This is a genomic window from Phenylobacterium sp. (genome assembly GCF_030693805.1).
Classification (GTDB): domain Bacteria; phylum Pseudomonadota; class Alphaproteobacteria; order Caulobacterales; family Caulobacteraceae; genus Phenylobacterium.
The window spans coordinates 1-21,120 of sequence record NZ_JAUXZW010000343.1 but is presented as its reverse complement, the minus strand read 5'-3'; the positions used below and the strand labels follow the sequence as shown (position 1 = coordinate 21,120).

Genomic DNA, 21,120 nt, shown 5'->3' with positions numbered 1-21,120 from the left:
AACGCTGTCCGCAGCGGACGAGGGATCGAACATGGCTTGGGCAGGTCTTGAAGGCTTCGTAGCGGGGCGCAGCGGTTTCGCCCGCCACGCGGCGGCCGCGGCGTTCCGGCGCGCCGACAGGGTGATGAGCGGCGTCTTCGAAGCCGGCGCCGGGTATCCGCCGTCCGCCGGCCAGGCCGAAGCCTATCCCGTGCCGCTCTATCTGCGCTGCCGTGACGAGACCGGGCGGGAGACGCAACGCATCGTGACGATCCACGACATCGCCCCGCGTGGCGCAGCGACGGGCTTTTGCCATTTGCGGGAGGATATCCGCACGTTTCCGCTGGAGCGGATCATCGAGGTCTTCGACGTCGGCCTGGATGAAGCGAGTTCGGACGCCGCGCGCTTTTTCTCCGATCACCCGTTGCTGGGTCAGTCGAGCGACGCTGAGCGCGCCGCCATCGACGCCTGCAAGGATGAACTGGTGTTGCTGACCATGACCGGTCCCGAGGGCCGTCTGTCTAATCCAGGACAGCAGGACATCGCACTCGGCCTGGTCCACGCCCGCCGCCCGAACGCCGAGCTGGACGAGCCGCGGTTGCGCCGGCTGCTGTCGTTGCTGATCGCCGACGAAACGGCTTTCCACGCGGCGCTGGCGAGACTGAAGCGCGCCAGCGTGGAGGACAAAGAGACCCTGCTACGGCGTCTGACGCAGTCGCTTGAGACCCTGACGATCAACCCGCACCCGACCCAATACGCCTTCGTGGCCTTCATCGAACGGAGTCTGCTGCTGTCCTAGGGTGAACATTCGGCGCGCGCATGACGCGCCGTTCCAGGCTGCGCGAGGCTCAGATGACGCCGCTCGGCACGTCGCGGCGGAAGCGCTCGGCGAGCCAGTTCGAGAAGGCGGCCACCACCCAGGGCGTCGGCGTACGGGCCTCGGGCGTCGCCAGATAGTAGGCGGAAGATCCCTGGACGCGGCTGCCGGGAAGCGCGGTCAGGCGACCGGCCTCGAGGTCGGCCTCGACCACGAAGCGGGGCAGGACGGCCGCTCCCAACCCCGCAATCGCCGCCGACACCCCCATCGAGAACGCCTCGACCCTGACGCCGACGCCACGTCCGCGGGAGTCCGCGCCCACCGCGGCGAACCAGACCGGCCACGCCAGCGGCCGTGACGACACATAGATCAGCGGCAGATCGGCGATCTGCTCCAGGCCTGATGAGGCGTCCAGCAACCCAGGCGCGGCGACGACCACCGTCTCTTCATGGGCGAGGAACTGCAGGCGCGCGCCTGGCCACTCCGGATGGCCGAAATGGATCGCCGCATCGATGCGCTCGATCGCGAAGTCGAAGGGCGCGACGCGAGTCGACAGCGTGAGGTCGAGGCCGGGGTTCTCCTCCAGGAACGAGCCCAGGCGTGGCGTCAGCCACATGGCGCCCAGGGTCGGCAACGTCGCCACGTGCAGTTCGCCGGCCTGCGGATCGTTGCGCCGTAGCGCGTCGGTCGCGTGCTCCAGGGCGCTGAGGTTGGCGCCGATGGCGGCGAGGTAGCGCGCGCCGGCGTTCGTCAGGATCAGCCGCTTGCGTGTGCGTTCAAACAAGGTGACGCCCAGCCGAGCCTCCAGCGCCATGACCTTGCGGCTGACCGCGCTCTGCGTCAGGTGCAATTCGATCGCCGCGCGGGAGACGGTGCCGAACTTCGCGGTCGCCTCGAACGCCTCGAGATCACCGAGAGAAGGCAGGGTGCGGCTCACTTCATTCCTCATACGCATGATGTCGTGACGAGCGAACATTAGGGCCTCGGCCCGATGCGTGGCTAGACTTCGCCGAAATAGCCGGGGAGAGGATTCGCCACATGAGTCAAAACACCGCCGCCGACGCACCCGCTGGGACCGTCGCGCAGGACCTTCCGATCTACAACGGGGGCCAGGTCTTCCCGTGGTCCGCAGAGCAGCAACTCGTCGGCTATCCGGCGATGCACAAGCTGTTCGCCCACCATGTCGTTCGGCACGGCGACCACGTGCATCCGCTGCCGGCCGCGGCGCGTCAGATCGAGCCGACCTGGAGCTACGACGGCCGGAACTGGACGCTCGACGAATACATGAGCGCCTACCGCACCTCGGGCGTGCTGGTGCTCAAGGACGGCGAGGTGGTGCTCGAGCGCTACGGCCTCGGCCGCAAGCCGACGGATCTGTGGATCTCGTTCTCCGTCGCCAAGTCGCTGACCTCGTTGCTGGTGGGGGCCGCGATCCAGGACGGCAAGATCGGCAGCCTGCACGACTCCGTCAGCCAGTACGTGCCGGAACTCAAGGGCAGCGCCTATGACGGCGTCTCGGTGCGCCAGATGCTGATGATGTCGTCCGGCGTCGCCTGGAACGAGGACTACACCGATCCAAACTCCGACGTGTCGCTGGCCGCCGGGCGCATGAGCTACATGGCCCAGCGCCCGCGGGCGCACCCGCCGGGCACGGTGTTCAAGTACAACACCGGCGAGACTGACATGGTCGGCGTCATGCTGCACCGCGCGGTGGGCAAGCCTCTGGCGGACTACATGTCGGAGAAGATCTGGAAGCCGTTCGGCATGGAGCAGGACGCCACCTGGCTGCTCGACGCCCACGGCCAGGAGCGTGGCGGCGCCTGCATGTCCTTGACCCTGCGCGACTACGGCCGCATCGGCCTGTTCGTGGCGGGCGGCGGCAAGGCCGGCGGCAAGCAGGTGGTGCCCGAGTGGTACATCGCCGAGTCGACCTCGGTGCAGCTCGACAACGGCACGCCCCCGCCCGGCGGCTACGGCTATTTCTGGTGGATCCGTCCGAACGGCGCCTACGAAGCCGGCGGCATCTTCGGCCAGTCGGTGACCACCTTCAAAGACGAAGGCCTGATCATCGTGGTCAATTCGGCCTGGCCCGCGCCGGTGGGCGATGAGCTGAACGCAGCCCGCAACGCCCTGTTCGAAAGCGTGCGCGCCGCGGTCAAATAGCCGGAGCCACACCGGCATACGGACGCCGCCGCCGCGGCGCCCGTATGCCGGCCCGCGGCCAGCGGCGCTCCATCGGATCTCTCGAATTCTCGGACAGGGCCAGGATGCTTCGCGGTCGCGCCGGCGTCGAAATGCGGGAGCTGCTGACCCTGGCCTGGCCGGTGGTGCTGTCGCGCCTCGGCGTCATGGCCATGGGCCTGTCGAACGCCGTCGTCGTCGGTCGCTATTCGGGGCGCGAGCTGGGCTACCATGCGATCGCCTGGGCTCCGTCATCGGTGGCGATCACCGCCTCGATCGGCTTGCTGATGGGCGTGCAGGTGATGACCGCGCGCGCGATCGGCGAGGGCCGCCGCGAGGAAGTCGGCGCCGTGCTGCGCCGAGGCGTCGTCTACGCTTTCTGGATCGGGCTGGCGTCGTCGGTGCTGCTCGGGGTCGGCGGCCCGCCGGCGCTGCGACTCATGGGGCTGGACGCCGACCTCGCCGAGGGCGCCGCGCGCACCACCGTGATCTTCAGCCTGTCGCTCACCGCCCATGTGCTGGCGTGCGCCTTCAGCTTCTGGCTGGAGGGACTGTCGCGGCCGGTCCCGGCGATGGTGATCATGTGGGCTGCCAACCTGGTCAATCTGCTGCTGCTGTTGTGGCTGGTGCCGGGCGCGCCGGGCGTGCCGATAGACGGTGCGGCGGCAGGCGCACTCGCCACTGGCGGCGCTCGGGTCGTCCTGCTTCTGGGCCTGGCGATCTACGTCTTGCGGATGAAGGAATCCCGCGCGCTCGGCGTGTTCCGCAAGGCGCCGCGCGAGCCGCACCTTGAGGCGCAGCAGCGTCGGATCGGCTATGGCGCCGGCGCATCCAACTTCTTCGAGGTGGCGGCGTTCTCGGCGCTGGCCATCTTGGCCGGCTGGGTCAGCCCGCCGGCGGTGGCGGCATGGGCGGTGGTGCTCAGCGTCTCAGGTCTGGTGTTCATGCCGCAGATGGGCGTCGCCACCGCGACCGCGGTGCTGGTCGGGCGGGCGTACGGCGCCGGCGACCGGGAAGCGGTGGTCCGCGTCGGCGTGCTGGGCTTCGGCGTCACCGCGCTGAACACCCTGGCGTTGTCGCTGATCATCTGGCCGGCGGCCGGGCTGGTCGTCGCGGCCTATACCCAGGACGCCGCGGTGATGGCCATCGCCACGCCAGCACTGATCGTGGCCTGCCTCTATTTCGTGACCGACGGCCTGCAGGTGGTGGTGGCCCACGCGCTGCGCGCGCGCGCCGACGTGCTGATGCCCAGCGTCACCCACTTGGTCAGTTATGTCGTCGTGATGATGCCGCTGGCCTGGTGGCTTGGGATCGCCCTGAAGCTGGAGGTGATCGGCCTGGTCTGGGCGGTGAATATCGCCAGCCTGCTGTCCGCCGGCCTGCTGCTTGGCCGCTTCGCCATGCTCAACGCGAGCCCTGTCGTAACCCGTATCGAAGCCACCGTGCGCGCCTGAACGCAGCGCGCTTTAAAGCCAAAGGGAACCAAGCCGATGAACGCCGAGTCGCCTCAGTCGCCCAAGCAGCCGGTCCTCGCCTCGCGGGCGGTGGCGTCGACCAATCACCCCGTCGCCTCGACGGTCGCCCTCAGCATGATCGCCAATGGCGGGTCGGCGGCGGACGCGGCGATCGCCGCAGCGTTCGCACTGACGATCGTCGAGCCGATGATGGTCGGCCCGCTGGGCGGGGGCTACATCGTCCACCGCAGCGCCGAGGGAGTGTTCACCGCGATCGACAACTACGCCGCCGGACCGGCGCGCGCGGCCCCCGACATGTATCCCTTGGAGCCAGAGAAAGGGCCGCTGGCGGTGCGCGACCGGCTGAACGAGGTCGGGCGGCTGGCGGCCGGCGTACCCGGCAACCTCAAAGGCTGGCTTGCGCTGCACGCCGCCAAGGGACGCCTGCCGCTCGCCGAGGTCCTGGCTCCTGCCATCGCCTATGCGGAGAATGGGTTCACGGCCAGCGCCTACACCGTCGAGTGCATCACCGCTTCGGCCGAAGATCTTGCCGGCGACCCGGACGCCGCGCGGATCTACCTGCCGGGGGGTGTCCCGCCCAAGCCGGGCGACCGCATCGTCAACGCCGAAGCCGCGGCCACCTTCCGCCTGATCCAGCGCGAGGGAGCCGACGCGCTCTACCACGGCGCGATCGGCGAAGCCCTGGTCCGCGACCATGCGGCGAAGGGCGGCCTGATCACCCAGGCCGATCTCGACGCCTATGAGGTGCGCACCCCGCCGCCTATCGTCGGAACCTATCGCGGCTATGAGATCGTCGGCACGCCGCCGTCCAGCGGCGGCGGCCTGCTGAACCAGCTCGGCTTGAACATCCTCGAGAATTTCGACGTCGCAGCCCTGGGCTTTGGCACCGCCCGCTACTGGCACCTGCTGACCGAGGTGCTGAAGATCATGTACGCCGACCGCGCCAGGTACCTGGGCGACCCGGAGCATGTGTCGTTCCCGCAGGCCTTTCTGCTGGACAAGGACTACGCCGCCAAGCGCGCCAAGGACATCAACCTCGACCGCGCTTCCAGCTTCACGGCCGGCGAGTTCGCTGACTGGCGCGAAAGCAAGAACACCACCCACCTGACTGTCATGCTGGCCGATGGCGAGACCGTCACCATGACCCAGACGCTCAACAACCTGTTCGGCTCGTGCGTCATGGTGCCGGGCACGGGCTTGATGCAGAACAACAACATGACGCTGTTCGACCCGCGGCCGAACCTGCCGAACTCGCCCGCGCCGGGCAAACGGATGCTGACCGCGACCGCCGCCACGGTGGTGCAGAAGGACGGCAAACCGGTGATGGCGCTGGGCACGCCCGGGGGCCTGCGCATCTTCCCGACGGTGCTGCAGGGGATGATCAACGTCCTGGATCACGGCATGACCCTCCAGGAGTCGGTCGATGCGCCGCGGATCTGGTGTGCGGGCGGTGCGCTGGAGGTGGAACCGGGCGTGCCCCAGTCGGTGTGCCACGAGCTGACAGCGATGGGCCACACTATCGCGCGTTCCGAACGCATCGCCGGCGGTATGAACGGCGTGCAGGTGGATGCGACGACCGGCCTGCTGCACGGCGCAGCCTGCTGGCGCGCGGACGGCAGTCCGGCAGGCTTGAGCGGCGGACCGGCGACGCCAGGCAACCTGTTCGGCGCCTCACCCTACGCGATGCGGTAGCGCGGTAAGCAGTCGACATCGGGAATGACCTAGCGGAAGCTGGGCCCGCCACAGGAGCCGTCACGCCTTGTCAGACGCTGGAACGCGGCCCACCGGGCGCTCCCTCCTCATCGTCCTGATCGTCGCCACGGCGGCGCTGATGGAGGGCCTGGACGCGACGATCATCGTCACGGCCTTGCCGAAGATGGCCGAGACCTTCGGCACCAGCCCGATCGCCGTCAGCGTCGGCCTGACCGCCTATCTGCTGTCGGTGGCGATCCTGACGCCGACCAGTGGCTGGCTGGCCGACCGCTTCGGCGCGCGGAACGTGTTCGCCCTTTCGATCTGCGTGTTCACCGTGGCCTCGGTGCTGTGCGGGATGAGTCAATCGCTCTGGACTTTCTGCGCCGCGCGGGTGCTGCAGGGGATGGGCGGCGCGCTGATGACTTCGGTCGGGCGCCTGATCGTGTTCCGCAGCACGCCCAAGAGCCAACTGGTGCGGGCGGTGAACTGGATGACCGTGCCGATGCTGCTGGGGCCCACCTTGGGTCCGCCGCTGGGCGGCTTCCTGACCACCTATTTCACCTGGCGAGCGGGGTTCTTCATCAATGTGCCGATCGGGTTGGCCGGCCTGATCCTGGTGCTGATGTACATCCCGCGCACCGAAGGCGAGCGGCGGCCGTTCGACGTCGCCGGCTTCCTGTTGAACGGCGCAGCACTGGCCTCGCTGATCTTCGGCATGCAGGGCATGGTCGGCCACAACGGCGACTGGCGAATCGGCGCGGCCCTCGCGCTCGCGTCAGGGCCGCTGATCTGGCTGGCCTGGCGTCACGCCCGCACCGCCGCTCAGCCGCTCGTCGAGCTGACCCCGCTGCACAATCCGACTTTCCGGATGACCACGCTGACCGGCGGCAACTTCATGCGCATCGCCGTGGGCGTCACCGGCTTCTTCATGCCGCTGCTGTTTCAGGTGGGGCTTGGCATGACCGCGCTGGCGTCCGGGCTGCTGGTGCTGACCCACATGGCCGGCGATCTGGGCGCCAAGGCGTTCACCACCCAGACTGTTCGGCGCGTCGGTTTCCGCAATGTGTTGATCGCCAGCATCTGTCTCTACGCCAGCGGCATGATGGTGTTCGTCGCTTTCGGACACACGACGCCGCTGTGGCTGATCGGCGTGCTGCTGTTCTTCGCCGGCGCGGCGCGGTCGTTCCAGATGACCGGTCTCTCGGCGCTGCAGTTCGCCGACGTGCCGCAGCAGGAGATGACCGCCGCCTCGACTCTGTCGGCGGTCAGTCAACAGGCCATGCGTGCACTGGGGATCGCCTTCGCTGCGCTGTTGCTGAATCTGATCGCAGTCGCCAGCGGCGGGTCGGGCGAGCACCTGACGCTGTCCAACCTGCAGGTCGCCTTCGCCATCATCGCGGTGTTCGCGCTGGCGGCGCTGCCCTGGTACCTGCGCCTGCCGCATGACGCAGGCTCCGCGGTCAGCGGCCACGCTGCCGTCAAGCGCGCCTAGGGCGACGCCGTCGCCGCCACGCGACGCCGCAGGCTGAGGAACAGCATCAGCGCCATGCTGGCCGCGAACAGGCCGGCGCTGGCCCACAGGGCGCCCATCACCGAGCCGTCGACGATGGTCCAGGCGGCGATCGCAGGCCCGGCGGCGACACCGAAGATCTGCGCGCTGGGCAGGATCAGGGCCGCCTTTCGCGTCGGATCCACCTGGATCAGGAACGGGATCTGGAAGGGAATGGCGAACATCCAGAAGAAGCCGAACACGGTCGCCGCCGCGATGAACAGGGCCGACGGCGGCCCCGCCGCGATTTGCGCGATGGCCGCCACGCTGACGATGCTGCACAGGATCAGCGCCGGCGCCGGGCGCAACCGTGCGGAGTAGAGCGCGGCGACCAGGCCTGCGAGGATCTGCGCGCCCAGCGCGGCCCAGATGCCGATGCCGGTGACGCCGGCCGACTGACCGGTCTGCTCGGCCACGGGCACGATGTAGACCCATAACGCCATGATCGCGGCCAAGTGCAGGAAGGCGGCGAGAAGGGCGATCGCACCGCGCGGCTCCAGCTTGCGCCCCGCCTCGCCGGACGCGAGATCGGGGTAGGCCATGGGCGCTATGGCGGCCATGGAGAGCATCACCACATCCAGTCCCGCCAAACAGAAGTAGCCGCCGGCGCCGCCCCATCGGGGAAGGGCGAAGGCGGTGAGCAGCGCCGCAGCGGCCAGGCCAGACGCGCCCTGGGCCAGCACATACATGCCCCCCACCCGGGTCGGATCGACGGCGCGCGCGGTCAAGCCGGCGAACAGCCACACCAGCAGCCCCGAAGAGATGCCGCACATGAAGCGTGCGACCAGCAGGCCTGGCCCGGCGAGCTGAGTCGCCGAGAGGTTGGCGATCAGCCCGAGCAGAAGGGTGACCACGATCAACCGCCGCAGGCGCACGGGCTTCAGGAACGAGCCGGCGAGGCCCGCCGACACGCCCATGCCGATCGCCTCGAGCATAGCGGCCTGGCCGATCTGGACGGCGGTCAGCCGGCCTTCGGCCGACAGTGCGCCGAGGATCAGCGGTTGCAGGGTCGGGACCAGCCCCGCTGTGCAGGCCAGGGCGAGGATCGCCGTCACCTGAATAGGTGGAAAGTCCGCTCCGCCGGCTGGACCGACGCTCACGTCACCGCGCCCTGAGGCGCTCATCGCCCGCCACCCGTCATTGCGTATCCTCCCGGGCCGTCGGCGCGATTCGTGCGCTCTCTCGTGTCGGCCTGCAGCGAGACTATGACGGCTGGCGCGCGGTTGGAAGGTGGTGTCGCCTGGGTTTGTGACGTTACCAGTCCGGGGTTGCCTGATGCGCGCCTAGCTGGTGCAGTGGACCTAGAGGAAACGATCCTGAGGGGACGCCAAATGACAAAAATCCGAGCTGTGGAATGCCGCCCGTTCATCGACGCCGTCGTCGAGAAGGCCGACGAGATGGGCGCGCCGGTCTCGATCGCCATCGTCGGGCCGGAAGGTCACCTGATCGCGCTGGAGCGGATGGACGACGCCGGCTTCATTACGCCGGAGACGGCCTGGGCCAAGGCCTATACGGCGGCGGCGATGCGTTCGATGAGCCCGCGTTTCCCCGACGGCCTGATCATCCAGAAGTGGTTCAAGGAACGCAATCCGCAGTTCCTGTCCAACCTGTCGGCGCTGACCAACGGCCGGATCGCGGCGTCCGGCGGCTGCGCCGGGATCTTCCGCGGCAATGAGATGGTGGGCGCCTACGGGATCAGCGGCGGCACCTCCGATCAGGACGAGGTGATGGCCCTGTACGCCCGCGAAAAGGTCGGCTGGACGCACATGCCCGAGACGGATGAGACCAAGGCCTCGGTCCGGGAACACATCAGCGAACTCTACGCAAAGGCGGGCATCACCCACGAACCCTGAACGCGCCGTGACGGCCCGTTCAGGGTCGCTTGCGCGATCAGCGTGCGCGGGCCGTCACATCCAGGCTGAGTTTGGTGTCAGGGCCCGGCAGGAACGCCGCCCCGATGACGATGCGCGCGGCGGGGTTCGAATCCATCGGGAAGTGCCGGTACCAGACTTGGTTCATGGCGGCGATGTATTCGGACTTGGTCACATAGACGCGCACCTTGATCACGTCGCTGAAGTCGAGGCCTTCCTTCTCGAGCAACATGCGCAGGTTCTCGAACGCCTGCTCGGCCTGCAGCGCCACGTCCGGGTCGGTAGAGGTGTCCGGCTTGGCCGGTCGGATCGCGGAGTATTCGATGACGTCGCCGATGCGCACGCCATGCGGCACGTTCGGGCCGTGCGGCATGAAGCCGGTGTGGTTGATAAGTTGCTTGGCGCTCATGTGTCCCTCCCAGGGTTTGTGACGTCGGTTCGTGCCGGCTGCGATGTAGCAACCGCCGTCCCGTTGATGAGTGAAGCTTAGAGGCGCGCGCCGCGCCGCGCGACTATTTCATGCCGGTGATCGACGCGCTCATCGCCCGCGGATCGCGGGTCGGCCATCGACCGGCCTCGACCTGGGAGATGAAGTCTTCCACCAGCCGATTGAACTGGTCGGGATCCTCCAGGTTCAGCGTGTGACCGCAGTTCGCCATCACCGCCAGGGCGGCCGTCGGGATCGTCTGCTTCATCAACAGCGCCGGCTGCAGGCAGGGCCAGTCCTCGTCGCCGGTGAGGACCAGCGTCGGCGTCGTGAGGCCGCGCATCTGCTCCACCAGCTCATAGAGCGACGGCCGCTCGCCCTGGACGCCAAGCTGTGTGTTGCGCGACCCGATCAACGAGTGCTCGGCGAGCATGCGCTTGAATTCGGCGAACCCGCGCGGGTCCTTGTTCTGGAACTGCACGCGTGTCGGGCCATAGGCGTACTTCTCGGCGAACACCTCCATGCCGTGGGCGTCGAGGAAGGCGGCGACGGCGGCGACCTCGGACCTGAACTTCTCCTGCTCTCCGGGCTCGGCCCCGTAACCGCAGCCGGCGACGCACAGAGACAGGGCGCGCTCGGGGTGGCGGAAGCCGAAGTGCAAGGTCGCGAACCCGCCCATGGACAGGCCGACAACATGGGCCTTGTCGATCTTCAGGTGATCGAGCACGCAGGCGATGTCCTGCGTCGCGCGCGCCTGCGAATACTGGGCGACATCTTGCGGCACGTCAGACGGCGGATAGCCGCGCGCCGCGAACGAGATCGCGCGGCGTTGCTGGCCGAAGCGCCGCATCTGCGCCTCCCAGGACCGGTGATCGCCGGCGAATTCGTGGACGAAGATCACCGGAACGCCTGCGCCGGTTTCCTCATAATGCAGGCGAACGCCGTCGTCCGCGGTGGCGAAGGGCACCTGCGCCTCCTTGTGCTTGAATGGCAGCGAGAGGCCGGGAGACGGGTCGCCCCGCATCCCGGCCGCGATCCTCTAGTCGCCGGTGCTCAGCGCATGCTGGCCGGTCGTCATGCGGGACTGCCACTCTCGCCAGAAGACCCGCATCTGCAGTTCACCAAGGCCGGTGGGTTTGCTCTTCATGTCCCGCGAGATATCGGACCATTCGACTTCCTTGTGAGTCGCGAAGCCCATCTGGCAGCCTTCGAGGCCTTCGACGTCGTCAGGCGTCGCGAAGCCTCCTGGGCCCTGGAAGCCCAGGTACCAGTCGAGGCGAGCCTTGCGCAGTTCAGGCGAGTCCTCCTTGGGCATGCAGGCCCAGCCGTTGATCTCCATGTAGTCCGGGCTGCTGGGATAGAAGGTCCGGAACACGAACCAACCGTCGATGATCAGCAGATTGGGGAAGATCAGGTAGTTGCCGGCGCCGCCCTCGATCATCTTCGCCTTGTCCGGGCCGTGCCGGTCGGCGAGCATCTTGCGATAGGTCTCCAGCGCCGGGCCGGCATACTTCTCCAGATAGGAGGTCGCCGCCCGGCCGCGCCCGCTGGTGGTCGGATACCCGGTGGTCACGTGGCCGTTGCCAAGCGGGCGCACGTCGCCAAACACCGGCGCGTTGCCTTCCTCCGTCGGGGGACGCATGGCGATCGAGGGCAGGCCCATGTCGGGCATGAAGTGGGTGAAGAAGCGCTCGTGCGTGAACGCGCCGTGGTAGCCGTCCATGCTGTTCTCGACCAGCAGTTTCCAGTTGGCCCGCATTGAATACTTGAAGTGGCCTTCGACGAATTCCATGTCGCCCAGGTTCAGCGTGTTGTCGAGCACCGGCAGGGCGTCGGCCATGTAGGTCTCGAAGTCCTCCATGTCCGGATCGAAGCTGACGAAGACGCAACCACGGTGGTTGTGCATCGCCGGCACCGGCTCCAGGCCCAGCGAGTCGCGGTCGAAGGCTTCGCTGTAGGCTTCCTCGCCCGGAATGCCCTTGAGCTCTCCGCGCGTGTTGTAGATCCAGCCAAGGTAGAAGCAGCGGAACACCTCGGCGCCCGAACCCTTCGCCTCACGGCAGACGAGATTGCCCCGGTGGCGGCAGGTATTGAGCAGGACGCGGACCTCGCCGTCGTCGCTGCGCACCAGGATCAGAGGCCGTCCGGCCACGCTGCGGGTGATGAAGTCCCCGGGATTGGGGAATTCGGAGGTATGCCCTGCGAACAGCCAGGACTTGTCGAAGACTTGAGCGCGTTCTCGTTCAAAGATCTCGCGATCGACGAAGGCGGTGCGATGGATCCTGAAGATCCCGGAATCCTTATCGTCGATGATCAGGCTGGATTCGTTATGTCCGAAGTCAGGCATTCCCGTTCTCCTGAAGCGTGCGTCGAAGCGTCGGAACGCCGTCGTGCGGCCTGTGCGCCCACATCGACGGCTGATTGGTGACGACGTGCAGCCGCAACAAGCCAGCGCCCGCATCCGACGCATCCGTCAAATTGAGCCTGTCGAACTTGGTCACCATCCGCCGCCTAATTGGCCTCAGCGTCAATTTGTAACATCTGGACCGTTGGGGCCACCGAAATCGACGTAGCGTCAAGCAAGGCCGATCACGCTCAGGCTGACATTGTCACCCCGTCCTTCGGCTGACATGTTCCCGCGGGGCGGGGGCCCTCGCGCACCAGGGAGAACGGCATGGGCGGCAAGGTCGCGATCGTCACGGGCGCAGGGTCGGGTATCGGTCGGGCCGTCGCGCTTGCCTTCCTGGCGGCGGGCTACAAGGTCGCACTCGCCGGGCGACGCCAAACGGCGTTGCGCGAAACCGCGGCGTTGGGATCCTCGTCCGGGCAGGAACCCATGATCGCGCCCACTGACGTGCGCGACGCGGGATCTGTCGCCGCGCTGTTTGACGCCTGCCGCGACCGGTTCGGGCGCGTCGACGTGCTGTTCAACAACGCCGGCCTGATGTCGCCGCCGGCCCTGGTCGAGGATATCGCCCTTGAAGACTGGACGGGCCTGATCGACACCAATGTGACTGGCGCCTTCCTCTGCATCCAGAACGCGTTCCGGATCATGAAGGCGCAGAGCCCCCAAGGCGGGCGGATCATCAACAACGGCTCGATCTCGGCGCACGCGCCCCGGCCGCTGTCGATGCCCTATACGGCCTCCAAGCACGCGATGACCGGCCTGACCAAGGCGGCGTCCCTCGACGGGCGGGCTTACGACATCGCCTGCGGCCAGATCGACATCGGCAACGCTACGACCGAGATGACCCAGGAATTCGCCGACGGCGCCGCTTCCCGCGCGGGACCTGGCGGCGAACCCAGGTTCGACGTCGTCCACGTGGCGCGAGCGGTGCTGCAGATGGCCGAGCTCCCGCTGGAGGCCAACGTTCAGTTCATGACCATCCTGGCGACGAAGATGCCGTTCGTCGGCCGCGGCTGAGCTCTACTCCGCCGCTGCAGCCCGGCTGGCGAACGCCGCTTCCATGTCGCGCCGCGCGATCGCGGCCGCGCTCTGGATCGGCTCCACGTCGCGCCACAGCACCACGTCGCCCTGGGCCACGTCGCGGACCAGCTTCACGTGGTGGGCGAGGCCGATCGGCAGGGCGCCGCGCGCCAGGCTCTCGCTGGCGGGCATCAGCTTGCCCCACACGGTGAAGCCGCCTTCGCCGTCCAGCATCTCGCCGGCCTTCAAGGGCCGCTTGGCCACCGAACCCACATCGCCGCGAAAGCTTCTGGCCTGTCCGGTCGGCTCGCCGCGAAGCGCCGCCGAGAGGATCGAGATGTTCAGCTCCAGGCCGATCAGGTGGTACGGCTTGTACATCGCCGCGTACTGACCTGACGCGTCGGTCTTCATCCCATACTGCCGGAAGCAGTCGGCGGCGTAGGCGCTGGGCGCCTTCAGAACGACGTAGACGCCCCAGCGCAGGTCGCGGAACACTGGGCGTTCATCGCGCTCCAGCGACGAGACCACCTCGACCATGCCGCTGCGATCGAGCACGCCGCCCGCCTCGCGCGGGCGCAGGATCGACGGCAGGTCGTCGACGCCGCAGGCCGGGAAGGCCAGCCCCGCCGTGGGCACGTCCAGGTCGCAGGCGTTGGCGATGGCGGCCATCTCGATCGCCGACTTCGTGCCGTCGAGGAAGGAGTTGAACATCTGGGCGTTCATACCCGCCGCCGCGGCTTCCGCCGCCGTCAGGCCGTAGTGGTTCCAGACCCCGTCCGGCGTCACCGCGTGATAGGCTGGCAGGTACTTGGTGCCCTTGCCGGCGGCCACCACTTCGAAGCCGGTGGCGCGCGCCCAGTCGACCATCTCGGCCACCAGCGCAGGCTGGTCGCCGTAAGCCAGGGAGTAGACCACGCCGGCGGCGCGAGCCTCCTGCGCGAGCAGCGGTCCCGCCAGGGCGTCGGCCTCGACATTGACCATGCCCATGTGCTTGCCAGCCGCGATCGACGCGCGCGCGTGGGCGATGCCGGCGCCCGGATTGCCGGTGGACTCCACGACAACCTCGACATCGTCGCGAGACGTCAGAGCGACCCCGTCCTCGATGAACGTCGTCGCGGCGATCAGGTCCTCGCTCCAGCCCACCTCGCGGCAGGCGGCGCGGGCGCGCTCGGGGCTGAGGTCGGCGATCACCGAAACCTCCAGGCCGGGCGTGAACGGGACCTGGGCCAGGAACATCGAGCCGAACTTGCCGGCGCCGATCAGGCCGACGCGGACGGGCGATCCCGCCGCCGCGCGCTCGGCCAGGAGGCGTGTGAGGTTCATCGGCTTGAACTCCTAGGCGGGCACGGAGGAGGACTGCGCCAGGCGCAGCAAGGCGTCGTCGGCCACGGGGATGATCGGGGCGAAGTCCCGGTGAGCGATCCACTCCTCACGGGTCGGCGTGCGGATGTAGTTCGAGACGGTGTTCAGCGTCAGATAGACAATGGTCCGTGGATACGGGGTGATGTTGCCGGCCGAACCGTGCACCAGGTTGCCGTGGAACAGCAGAACCCCCCCGGGCTTGCCGATCGGCGTGACGATGCCGCCCTCGTCGACCAGCCGGGTCACCGTCTCCTTGTCCAGAGTCCAGAGCGGGTAGGAGGTGGTCGACAGGTCGTGGCCGGCCTTCAGCGAGCCGTGGAGATGGCTGCCCGGCACGAACATCAGCGGGCCGTTGATCGACATCACCTCGTCGATGAACACCGCGATGTTCATCGCCCGCGGTTGCGGCATGCCGTCGTCGCGCAACCAGGTGCCGTAGTCCTGGTGCCACTGCCAGACCTCGCCGTCGAAGGCCGACTTCGCGTTGACCTTGAACTGATGCATGTAGAGCTGCTCGCCGAAGATCTGCTCGACGGGCTTGATCAGCCGCGGATGCGCGCCTAGCAGGCGGTAGGCCTCGTTATAGGTGTGCGCGGCGAAGGCGGTGCGCGGCGCGCCCGATTTCTCGCGCCACACTTCCTTGCGGTCGGAGGCATAGATCGACTCCGCCTCTCGCTTGAGAACGCTGATCTCTTCCGCCGTGAACACCTCCGGCAAGAACAGGAACCCGCGTGAGTGGAAGTCGGAAATCTGCTCGGCCGTCAGGTCCATCTCGTTCCTCCCATCCGCGGTTTGATCCCGCGAACCCGTATCGATCTGCCGTCAATCGCTTCGCTGGAAACATGCATCGAGCCAGCGAGGCGATTTCTAGGATCACTGTGACAGCGAGTCGATACTCGCGCGCCCGGCACGTCAAGCCTTGCGGCGGCGACAGAAGGCTCGGCGCGCCCACCCACGCATCGGGTAAGCTGCACTATTGTCGCAGGCAGCCGGGCTGACGACGTCGAAATCAACGGCTATCATGCGGGATGCGAAGCCCGCAGTCCGCCGCGGCGGCGAAACTCGACACGCTGCAGATCAGACCCGTCGCCCGAGGCCCCTCGGTGAATGAGACGGTCTACGAGGCGTTGAAGGGCAGGATCACCAACAACCAACTGCGCGCGGGCGTGAAGCTGACCCACCAGGAGTTGGCCGAGCAGCTCAATGTGTCGCGCACGCCGGTTCGCGAGGCGCTGGAGCGGCTCTATCAGGAAGGGCTGGTGACCAGGCAGCCGCGCCGCGGCTTCTATGTCGCTGAGATCAATGACGATGACGCGCGTGAACTCTTTGAGCTTCGCGAGGCGCTCGAGGTCTACGCGCTGCGCCTGAGCCTGGCGCGTGGGATCGGGCCCGCAGACCTGCGCCGGCTCGACGATCTGAACCGCTCGCACCGCGCGCTGATGCGGACCGGGAGCACGCGCGAGCTGATGATGGCCAACCGCGACTGGCACATGGCGCTGGCGTCGCTGGGCGGCAATCGGTCGCTGCTCAACTCTTTGGGGGCGGTGTTCGAGAAGCTGATCCTGAAGATCCGCGCCGACGCCGGACACACGGTGCGCGGCGAGGAGAACCTCTCGGAACACATCCAGATGAACGAGGCGCTGCGCGCCGGCGACCTGGCGCGGGCCGAGCGCCTGTTGGCCGAACACATCCAGGCCGCCCGTTCGCGCCTGTCGGCGCACCTGGGCGAGGGCGCTGGTCCGGCGCCGCGAAGCGAGCGCTGACGCTGTTGCGCCAGGCTCGCTGCGGGCCGTAGCCGCGATTCTACGCTGGGATCGAGTTCAGGACCTTGAGTCCCTCGGCGTGGTGCTTCGGATCCACGTACATGCCGGGATTGGGCTTCGGGAAGCCGCCCTTGGGCTCGGCGACGAACTTGGCGTTGATCGGGCGACGCAGCGAGACGCCGGCCTCGACCGCCGTCGGCCATGAGACCTTGCCGTCCCGGAAGAATTCCAGCGCCACCTGATTGAACGTGGCCGGCCGGTCCGTCTGGCCCTGGTGGCCGGTTTCGGTGGGGTAGAAGAACTGGATGTTGGGAACGCTGTCTTCCTGGTTGTAGCCCATCTCCACCGGCAGGATGACGTCCTGCATGCCGTACATGTAGATCATCGGGATGGTCAGCTTATCCAGCCGACCCTTGGTCGAGAGCACGGCCTTCTCGTTGGGGTCGGTGACGCCGGCGTGGCGGTGGATCGGCCGCTGGTTCATGCCGGCGTCGATACGGGCCTTGCGGGCGCGCGACGCGGCGATGGCGCGCATCTTGATCAGCTCCGGCCACACCGCCTGACGCTCGTAGATGATGCCGTCCATCAGCGTGCGCATGCCGTCTTCGGTGCCGTCCCACTCGGTGAGGACGCCGTACTCGCGCGCCGGGTTGAACTTGCCGTCCTTGGGCGGGACGTCCGGGGCGTCGACGATGTCGCCGAGGAAGCCGGCGATAAACATGACGCTTTTCACTCGCTCAGGGTGCGCCACCAGGAAGTCGCAGGAGACGATGCAGCCCATCGAGTTGCCGGCCAGATGAAACGTGTCGAGGCACAGGGCGTCGGCGAATTCCTTGACGAAGGCGGCCTTGGCCTTGGGGCCGGCCTCCAGGTACTCCGGCTTGCTGATGTCCGAGAGGCCGAAGCTGGGTTGGTCGGGGCAATAGACGCGGAAGCCGTTGGCGCCCAGGTAGGGCGCCATGAAGCGCCAGCCGGCGGTGCCGGACGAGCCCTCGATGCCGCCATGTAGCAGGATGACGGCCGGGCCTTTGTCGCCGGCGGTCATGTAGTGGGCGCGACGCCCGTCGGCCAGGCGCACCCAGCGGCTCATCAGGCCAGGGAGGTCGATGATGTTCTCGTCCGTGAGCGTGAGCGGCCCAGGCGTGATGTTCGGTTTGTTGTCCATGGCTATTCGCTCCCTGTGTCCTTCGCGTGAGGCTCCAGATGGAACTCCATCCGACACGGTTGAATAATTGCATGCAATCTTGCATCCGACAATTCGAATCAACGCGTCGCTTACGCAGGTGGTCGCCGAAGCGTTGGTGCGCCAGATCACGCTGCAAGAGAGACGGCAAGCGTGGCCACGGAAAAGGGCCGGCCCGCGGTGTGCGGACCGGCCCTGTCGTCGCGTCGGAAGTCTGTCTTGACCTAGAACTTCTTGGTCAGGGCGACCTTGTAGGTGCGGCCGAGCGCGTTGCCGGTCGTGGCGTCATAGCTCAGTTCGACGCGCGCGAACGAGGGGTCGGTGTCGAAGATGTTGGTCACGTTGAACACCGCCGTGGTGTCCCAGGGCAGGAACACCCGGTAGGTCACATCGGTGGTGACGAAGGCGTCGATCTTCTTGCCCTGCAGCGAGCGGGGCACGACGGTCGCCTGAGCCGCCGTGGCGACGTCGCCGATCACGATCGGGTTCGCCGGACTGAACGGCGCCACGCGCTCATCGGTCATGCTGCCGATGTAGTTGGTCTGAACCCGGATGTTGTGCGGGCCCGAGTCCCACTCGGCGAAGACGTTGCCCTTCCAACGCGGCAGGCTGAAGTAGCCGGCCTTGTTGTAGTTGAGCAGGCCGGCCGCCTTGACCGCAGGCGCGACAGTCACGCCGCGCACCTTGATCTCGGCGTAGTCGTACTTGTGCAGCCAGCTCGCCTGCGCACCCATCCTCAGGCCGCCGCCGTAGACGTCCTCGAAGGCGAATTCAGCCGTGCCGTCGACGCCATCGGTCTTCTGACCGCCAGCGTTGACGTAGGTCAGGGCCAGCTTGTTGAAGTTCAGCAGCCCGCAAACATTCGGATCGAAGGTGAATCGCGCCTGCAGGTCGGTGAAGGTCGGATTGTTGCAGTTCACGCTGCTGCCGCCCGGGAACATCAGGTCGATGAACGCCTGGGCCGGCTCCGGCACGAAGGGATCCTGGATGTCGAAGTTCCAGTAGTCGAGCGTACCCTTGAACGGGCCGGCCTCGACGATCGCGCCGAGACTGTAGGTGGTCGCGGTCTCGGGCTTCAGGTCCGAGTTGCCGGTGGTGGATACAGCGCGGAACCCGACGAGGGCGAGGTTCAACAGCTGGACCGAGGGCGCGGGGTCGATCAGCGGCAGCGGCGGCGCACGGAAGGTCGTGCCGACCGAGCCGCGCAGGGCCAGCCAGTCCGCCACCTGCCAGCGCACGTCCAGTTTGGGGTTGAAGGTGTCGCCGCCGGCGTCTGCGCCGTAGTTCTCGTACCGGGCCGCGATGTGGGCGCCGAAGTTGTCGGTGAACGGCAGGCTGACTTCAGCGAAGCCGGCATAGATGTTCTGCACCACGTTGCTGGGTGTGGCGACCGGTTGCAGGGCGTTGGGCCCAGGAGTGCCGGCGCAGGTCTTGCTGCCGGTGAACGGCGTCTCCGGGCAGGGGTTCACCGTCGCGTCGTAGAACGGCGCGTAGCTGGTGCGATAGAAGTTGCGGCGGAACTGACCGCCGGCCGCCCAGCCGATCTTGCCGCCGCCGAGCTCCAAGAACGGGAGTTCGCCATTGAACACGCCGTCGACGACGAACAGGCGGCTGGTCCGGTCAGAGCCGCCCTTCTGCCAAATCCATTTCACCAATTCGATGTTGTTGGCCACCGAGGGGCTGTAGAGCGGGTTGGCCCTGCCAGGGTTCTCCTGGCTGATGATCGAGTTGGCCGCGAACGAGTTCGAGAACGGGTTGAAGTAGTAGCAGCCGACCGCGTTGTTACCGGCGTTGGTGGTGAAGTTGTTGGTCACTGAGGCCGTGCAGTTCGGCGCGCCGCCCAGCGAACCATAACCGCGCAGGGCTAGCTCCTGGCGGTAGACCAGATCATCGGACTGGTTCTGCCGTAAGTTGTAGGTGTTGAAGGTGGCCGACAGGTCCCAGCCGATCGAATCGTCGAACATCTTGCCGGAGAAGCCGCCCGACACCCGATAATATTTGTTGTTGACGGTCGAGGTGTTGCCGTCGCCGCCGAACAGCGGATTGCCGCCGAGTCCGAAGGGACGGAAGTTCACGCCCGGCTGATAGGCTACGCCAGTGGTCCCGGCGGGGAAGGCGCCGGGGAACTGCTGCATCAGCAGCGCCAGGCCGGGGTTCGTCGCCGGCACATAATAGGCGCCGGGGATCGGCGAGGTGTTGGCGGTCGGCGTGGAGTTGGTGCTCGGATAGGCGGCCGAGGTGATCGTCCGGACGTAGGTCTCGGCGTAGAAGGCCTCAGCGTGGAACTTCACGTTGTCGCTGAGATCGAAGTTGGTCTCGCCGAACACCTGCCAACGATCCGACGGGTCGATGAAGTGCACGTGGACGCCGGCGTGGCGCGGAAAGCAGGACTGAAGACCGCCGGTGAAGCCGGCGATGGCGCCGACGGTGGTGCAGCCGGGGTCGCGGATCTGGGCGCCGACGGTGGTGGCCCCGCTGATCAGACGGAACTGCCCGGGATTGTTCGTCGAACTGAAGCCCGCATCGGAGCTGATCAGGCCGCTCAGCGGCGTATACGGGTCAATGTTGAAGTCACGCGCGTTGCCCCGCAGGCGCCCACGCTCCTGCCAACCGGCGGACAGTAGGATGTTGCCGCGATCGCCGCTCCAGCCCCAGATCGCGCTGGCGGTGTAGTCGGGCGAATCGGCGTCCGCCACGTAGCGGTAGTCGGCGGAGACCTGCAGGCCTTCGAAGTTCTTCCGCGTGATGAAATTGACCACGCCGCCGATGGCGTCGGAGCCGTAGGTGGCGGCCGCGCCGTCCTTCAGCACTTCGATGCGGCCGATGGCGGCCTGCGGCAGCAGGTTGAGGTCGACGAAGCCGTTGCGGTCCGGCGTCGCCACGAGGCGCTTGCCGTTCAGCAGCACCAGGGTGCGCTGCGGCCCAAGGCCGCGCAGGTTGACGGAGGCCACGCCGGCGAAGTTGCCGTTCGCGCCGCTGTACTGGTTCTGGTCGCCCTGTACGCCGCTGCTGGCGGACAGGTTCTTCATCAACTCGACGGTGGTCGGGTTGCCCTGACGCTGAAGCTCGTCCGCGCCAATGACGTCGACGGGGAGGGCGGCGTCTTCAGGTGTGCCCGCGATGAACGAACCGGTGACCACCACTTCGCTGACTTCGCCGCCGGCTTGCTGAGCCGAGGCGGCGCCGGCCCATAGGCTGGCTGCGGCGATAATGGCGAGCGACGAGCCGCGCCCGAGAAGTTGCGAATTCATCCTAAGAGGCTGTTTGGAAAAGGCGTGAGCGGTGATTCCGCTTCATCGTGGTCTGTGATTCAAGCTCGGGATGTGGACCGAGCAGAGCCGTGGCCGGATGGCCAAGATCGCGAAGAAGACCAAGCGATATCCATCTGATC

General features: G+C 67.3%; 18 protein-coding genes. 8 read left to right on the top strand and 10 right to left on the bottom strand.

Features of this window, described 5'->3' with window-relative positions:
- Positions 1-31: 31 nt before the first annotated feature.
- Positions 32-778, top strand: coding sequence for a hypothetical protein (locus Q8M88_RS13500; protein ID WP_305597678.1), 747 nt, complete (start codon positions 32-34; stop codon positions 776-778).
- Between the two features lie 49 nt (positions 779-827).
- Here Q8M88_RS13500 and Q8M88_RS13495 read toward each other — a convergent pair whose 3' ends face one another.
- Positions 828-1,733, bottom strand: a complete 906-nt coding sequence (locus Q8M88_RS13495; protein ID WP_305597677.1) for a LysR substrate-binding domain-containing protein — start codon at positions 1,731-1,733, stop codon at positions 828-830.
- Between the two features lie 101 nt (positions 1,734-1,834).
- Between Q8M88_RS13495 and Q8M88_RS13490 the strand changes: the two genes are divergently transcribed.
- From Q8M88_RS13490 to Q8M88_RS13475, 4 genes are all read left to right on the top strand, one after another.
- On the top strand, positions 1,835-2,959 hold the full coding sequence (locus Q8M88_RS13490) for a serine hydrolase (RefSeq protein WP_305597676.1): 1,125 nt from the start codon (positions 1,835-1,837) through the stop codon (positions 2,957-2,959).
- 104 nt (positions 2,960-3,063) lie between these two features.
- Entirely contained in the window at positions 3,064-4,431 is a 1,368-nt protein-coding gene (locus Q8M88_RS13485) for an MATE family efflux transporter (protein ID WP_305597675.1), read from the top strand.
- A gap of 36 nt (positions 4,432-4,467) precedes the next feature.
- Entirely contained in the window at positions 4,468-6,144 is a 1,677-nt protein-coding gene (ggt, locus tag Q8M88_RS13480; protein WP_305597674.1) for a gamma-glutamyltransferase, read from the top strand.
- A 67-nt stretch (positions 6,145-6,211) separates the two neighbouring features.
- Positions 6,212-7,639, top strand: a complete 1,428-nt coding sequence (locus Q8M88_RS13475; RefSeq protein ID WP_305597673.1) for an MFS transporter — start codon at positions 6,212-6,214, stop codon at positions 7,637-7,639.
- Here Q8M88_RS13475 and Q8M88_RS13470 read toward each other — a convergent pair.
- A complete protein-coding gene (locus Q8M88_RS13470; RefSeq protein ID WP_305597672.1) occupies positions 7,636-8,796 on the bottom strand; it encodes a hypothetical protein in 1,161 nt (386 codons plus the stop codon). The genes Q8M88_RS13475 and Q8M88_RS13470 overlap by 4 nt on opposite strands.
- A gap of 231 nt (positions 8,797-9,027) precedes the next feature.
- Between Q8M88_RS13470 and Q8M88_RS13465 the strand changes: the two genes are divergently transcribed.
- Positions 9,028-9,549: a heme-binding protein gene (locus Q8M88_RS13465; RefSeq protein WP_305597671.1), complete on the top strand. Its 522-nt coding sequence runs from the start codon at positions 9,028-9,030 to the stop codon at positions 9,547-9,549.
- 37 nt (positions 9,550-9,586) lie between these two features.
- Here the strand turns inward: Q8M88_RS13465 and Q8M88_RS13460 are convergent, their stop codons facing one another.
- From Q8M88_RS13460 to Q8M88_RS13445, 4 genes are all read right to left on the bottom strand, one after another.
- Positions 9,587-9,976: a RidA family protein gene (locus tag Q8M88_RS13460; RefSeq protein WP_305597670.1), complete on the bottom strand. Its 390-nt coding sequence runs from the start codon at positions 9,974-9,976 to the stop codon at positions 9,587-9,589.
- Between the two features lie 103 nt (positions 9,977-10,079).
- A complete protein-coding gene (locus tag Q8M88_RS13455; protein WP_305597669.1) occupies positions 10,080-10,961 on the bottom strand; it encodes an alpha/beta fold hydrolase in 882 nt (293 codons plus the stop codon).
- 72 nt (positions 10,962-11,033) lie between these two features.
- Entirely contained in the window at positions 11,034-12,341 is a 1,308-nt protein-coding gene (locus Q8M88_RS13450; protein WP_305597668.1) for an aromatic ring-hydroxylating dioxygenase subunit alpha, read from the bottom strand.
- Positions 12,334-12,495 (bottom strand): hypothetical protein, encoded by a 162-nt coding sequence (locus Q8M88_RS13445; RefSeq protein WP_305597667.1) that lies wholly within the window; start codon positions 12,493-12,495, stop codon positions 12,334-12,336. The genes Q8M88_RS13450 and Q8M88_RS13445 overlap by 8 nt, the downstream gene beginning before the upstream one ends.
- 173 nt (positions 12,496-12,668) lie before the next feature.
- On the opposite strand from Q8M88_RS13445, the gene Q8M88_RS13440 reads away from it, so the two are divergent.
- Positions 12,669-13,418 (top strand): SDR family oxidoreductase, encoded by a 750-nt coding sequence (locus Q8M88_RS13440; protein ID WP_305597666.1) that lies wholly within the window; start codon positions 12,669-12,671, stop codon positions 13,416-13,418.
- Between the two features lie 3 nt (positions 13,419-13,421).
- On the opposite strand, the gene Q8M88_RS13435 is transcribed toward Q8M88_RS13440, so the two are convergent.
- Both Q8M88_RS13435 and Q8M88_RS13430 read right to left on the bottom strand, forming a co-directional pair.
- Positions 13,422-14,744, bottom strand: coding sequence for an NAD(P)H-dependent oxidoreductase (locus Q8M88_RS13435; protein ID WP_305597665.1), 1,323 nt, complete (start codon positions 14,742-14,744; stop codon positions 13,422-13,424).
- Positions 14,745-14,756: 12 nt separating this feature from the next.
- Positions 14,757-15,554, bottom strand: a complete 798-nt coding sequence (locus Q8M88_RS13430) for a phytanoyl-CoA dioxygenase family protein (protein ID WP_305597664.1) — start codon at positions 15,552-15,554, stop codon at positions 14,757-14,759.
- Between the two features lie 257 nt (positions 15,555-15,811).
- Here Q8M88_RS13430 and Q8M88_RS13425 point away from each other — a divergent pair, with 257 nt between their 5' ends.
- Positions 15,812-16,546, top strand: coding sequence for a GntR family transcriptional regulator (locus tag Q8M88_RS13425; RefSeq protein ID WP_305597663.1), 735 nt, complete (start codon positions 15,812-15,814; stop codon positions 16,544-16,546).
- Positions 16,547-16,586: 40 nt separating this feature from the next.
- Here the strand turns inward: Q8M88_RS13425 and Q8M88_RS13420 are convergent, their stop codons facing one another.
- Positions 16,587-17,711: an alpha/beta fold hydrolase gene (locus Q8M88_RS13420; RefSeq protein WP_305597662.1), complete on the bottom strand. Its 1,125-nt coding sequence runs from the start codon at positions 17,709-17,711 to the stop codon at positions 16,587-16,589.
- Between the two features lie 242 nt (positions 17,712-17,953).
- Positions 17,954-20,980: a TonB-dependent receptor domain-containing protein gene (locus Q8M88_RS13415; protein WP_305597661.1), complete on the bottom strand. Its 3,027-nt coding sequence runs from the start codon at positions 20,978-20,980 to the stop codon at positions 17,954-17,956.
- Positions 20,981-21,120 lie beyond the last annotated feature (140 nt).

Bases quoted from the DNA above. Each gene is read 5' to 3' on its own strand.
- Q8M88_RS13500 (WP_305597678.1), top strand. From the start codon at position 32: ATGGCTTGGGCAGGTCTTGAAGGCTTCGTAGCGGGGCGCAGCGGTTTC.
- Q8M88_RS13490 (WP_305597676.1), top strand. From the start codon at position 1,835: ATGAGTCAAAACACCGCCGCCGACGCACCCGCTGGGACCGTCGCGCAG.
- Q8M88_RS13485 (WP_305597675.1), top strand. From the start codon at position 3,064: ATGCTTCGCGGTCGCGCCGGCGTCGAAATGCGGGAGCTGCTGACCCTG.
- ggt (WP_305597674.1), top strand. From the start codon at position 4,468: ATGAACGCCGAGTCGCCTCAGTCGCCCAAGCAGCCGGTCCTCGCCTCG.
- Q8M88_RS13465 (WP_305597671.1), top strand. From the start codon at position 9,028: ATGACAAAAATCCGAGCTGTGGAATGCCGCCCGTTCATCGACGCCGTC.
- Q8M88_RS13460 (WP_305597670.1), bottom strand. From the start codon at position 9,976: ATGAGCGCCAAGCAACTTATCAACCACACCGGCTTCATGCCGCACGGC.
- Q8M88_RS13450 (WP_305597668.1), bottom strand. From the start codon at position 12,341: ATGCCTGACTTCGGACATAACGAATCCAGCCTGATCATCGACGATAAG.
- Q8M88_RS13440 (WP_305597666.1), top strand. From the start codon at position 12,669: ATGGGCGGCAAGGTCGCGATCGTCACGGGCGCAGGGTCGGGTATCGGT.
- Q8M88_RS13435 (WP_305597665.1), bottom strand. From the start codon at position 14,744: ATGAACCTCACACGCCTCCTGGCCGAGCGCGCGGCGGCGGGATCGCCC.
- Q8M88_RS13430 (WP_305597664.1), bottom strand. From the start codon at position 15,554: ATGGACCTGACGGCCGAGCAGATTTCCGACTTCCACTCACGCGGGTTC.
- Q8M88_RS13425 (WP_305597663.1), top strand. From the start codon at position 15,812: ATGCGAAGCCCGCAGTCCGCCGCGGCGGCGAAACTCGACACGCTGCAG.
- Q8M88_RS13420 (WP_305597662.1), bottom strand. From the start codon at position 17,711: ATGGACAACAAACCGAACATCACGCCTGGGCCGCTCACGCTCACGGAC.
- Q8M88_RS13415 (WP_305597661.1), bottom strand. From the start codon at position 20,980: ATGAATTCGCAACTTCTCGGGCGCGGCTCGTCGCTCGCCATTATCGCC.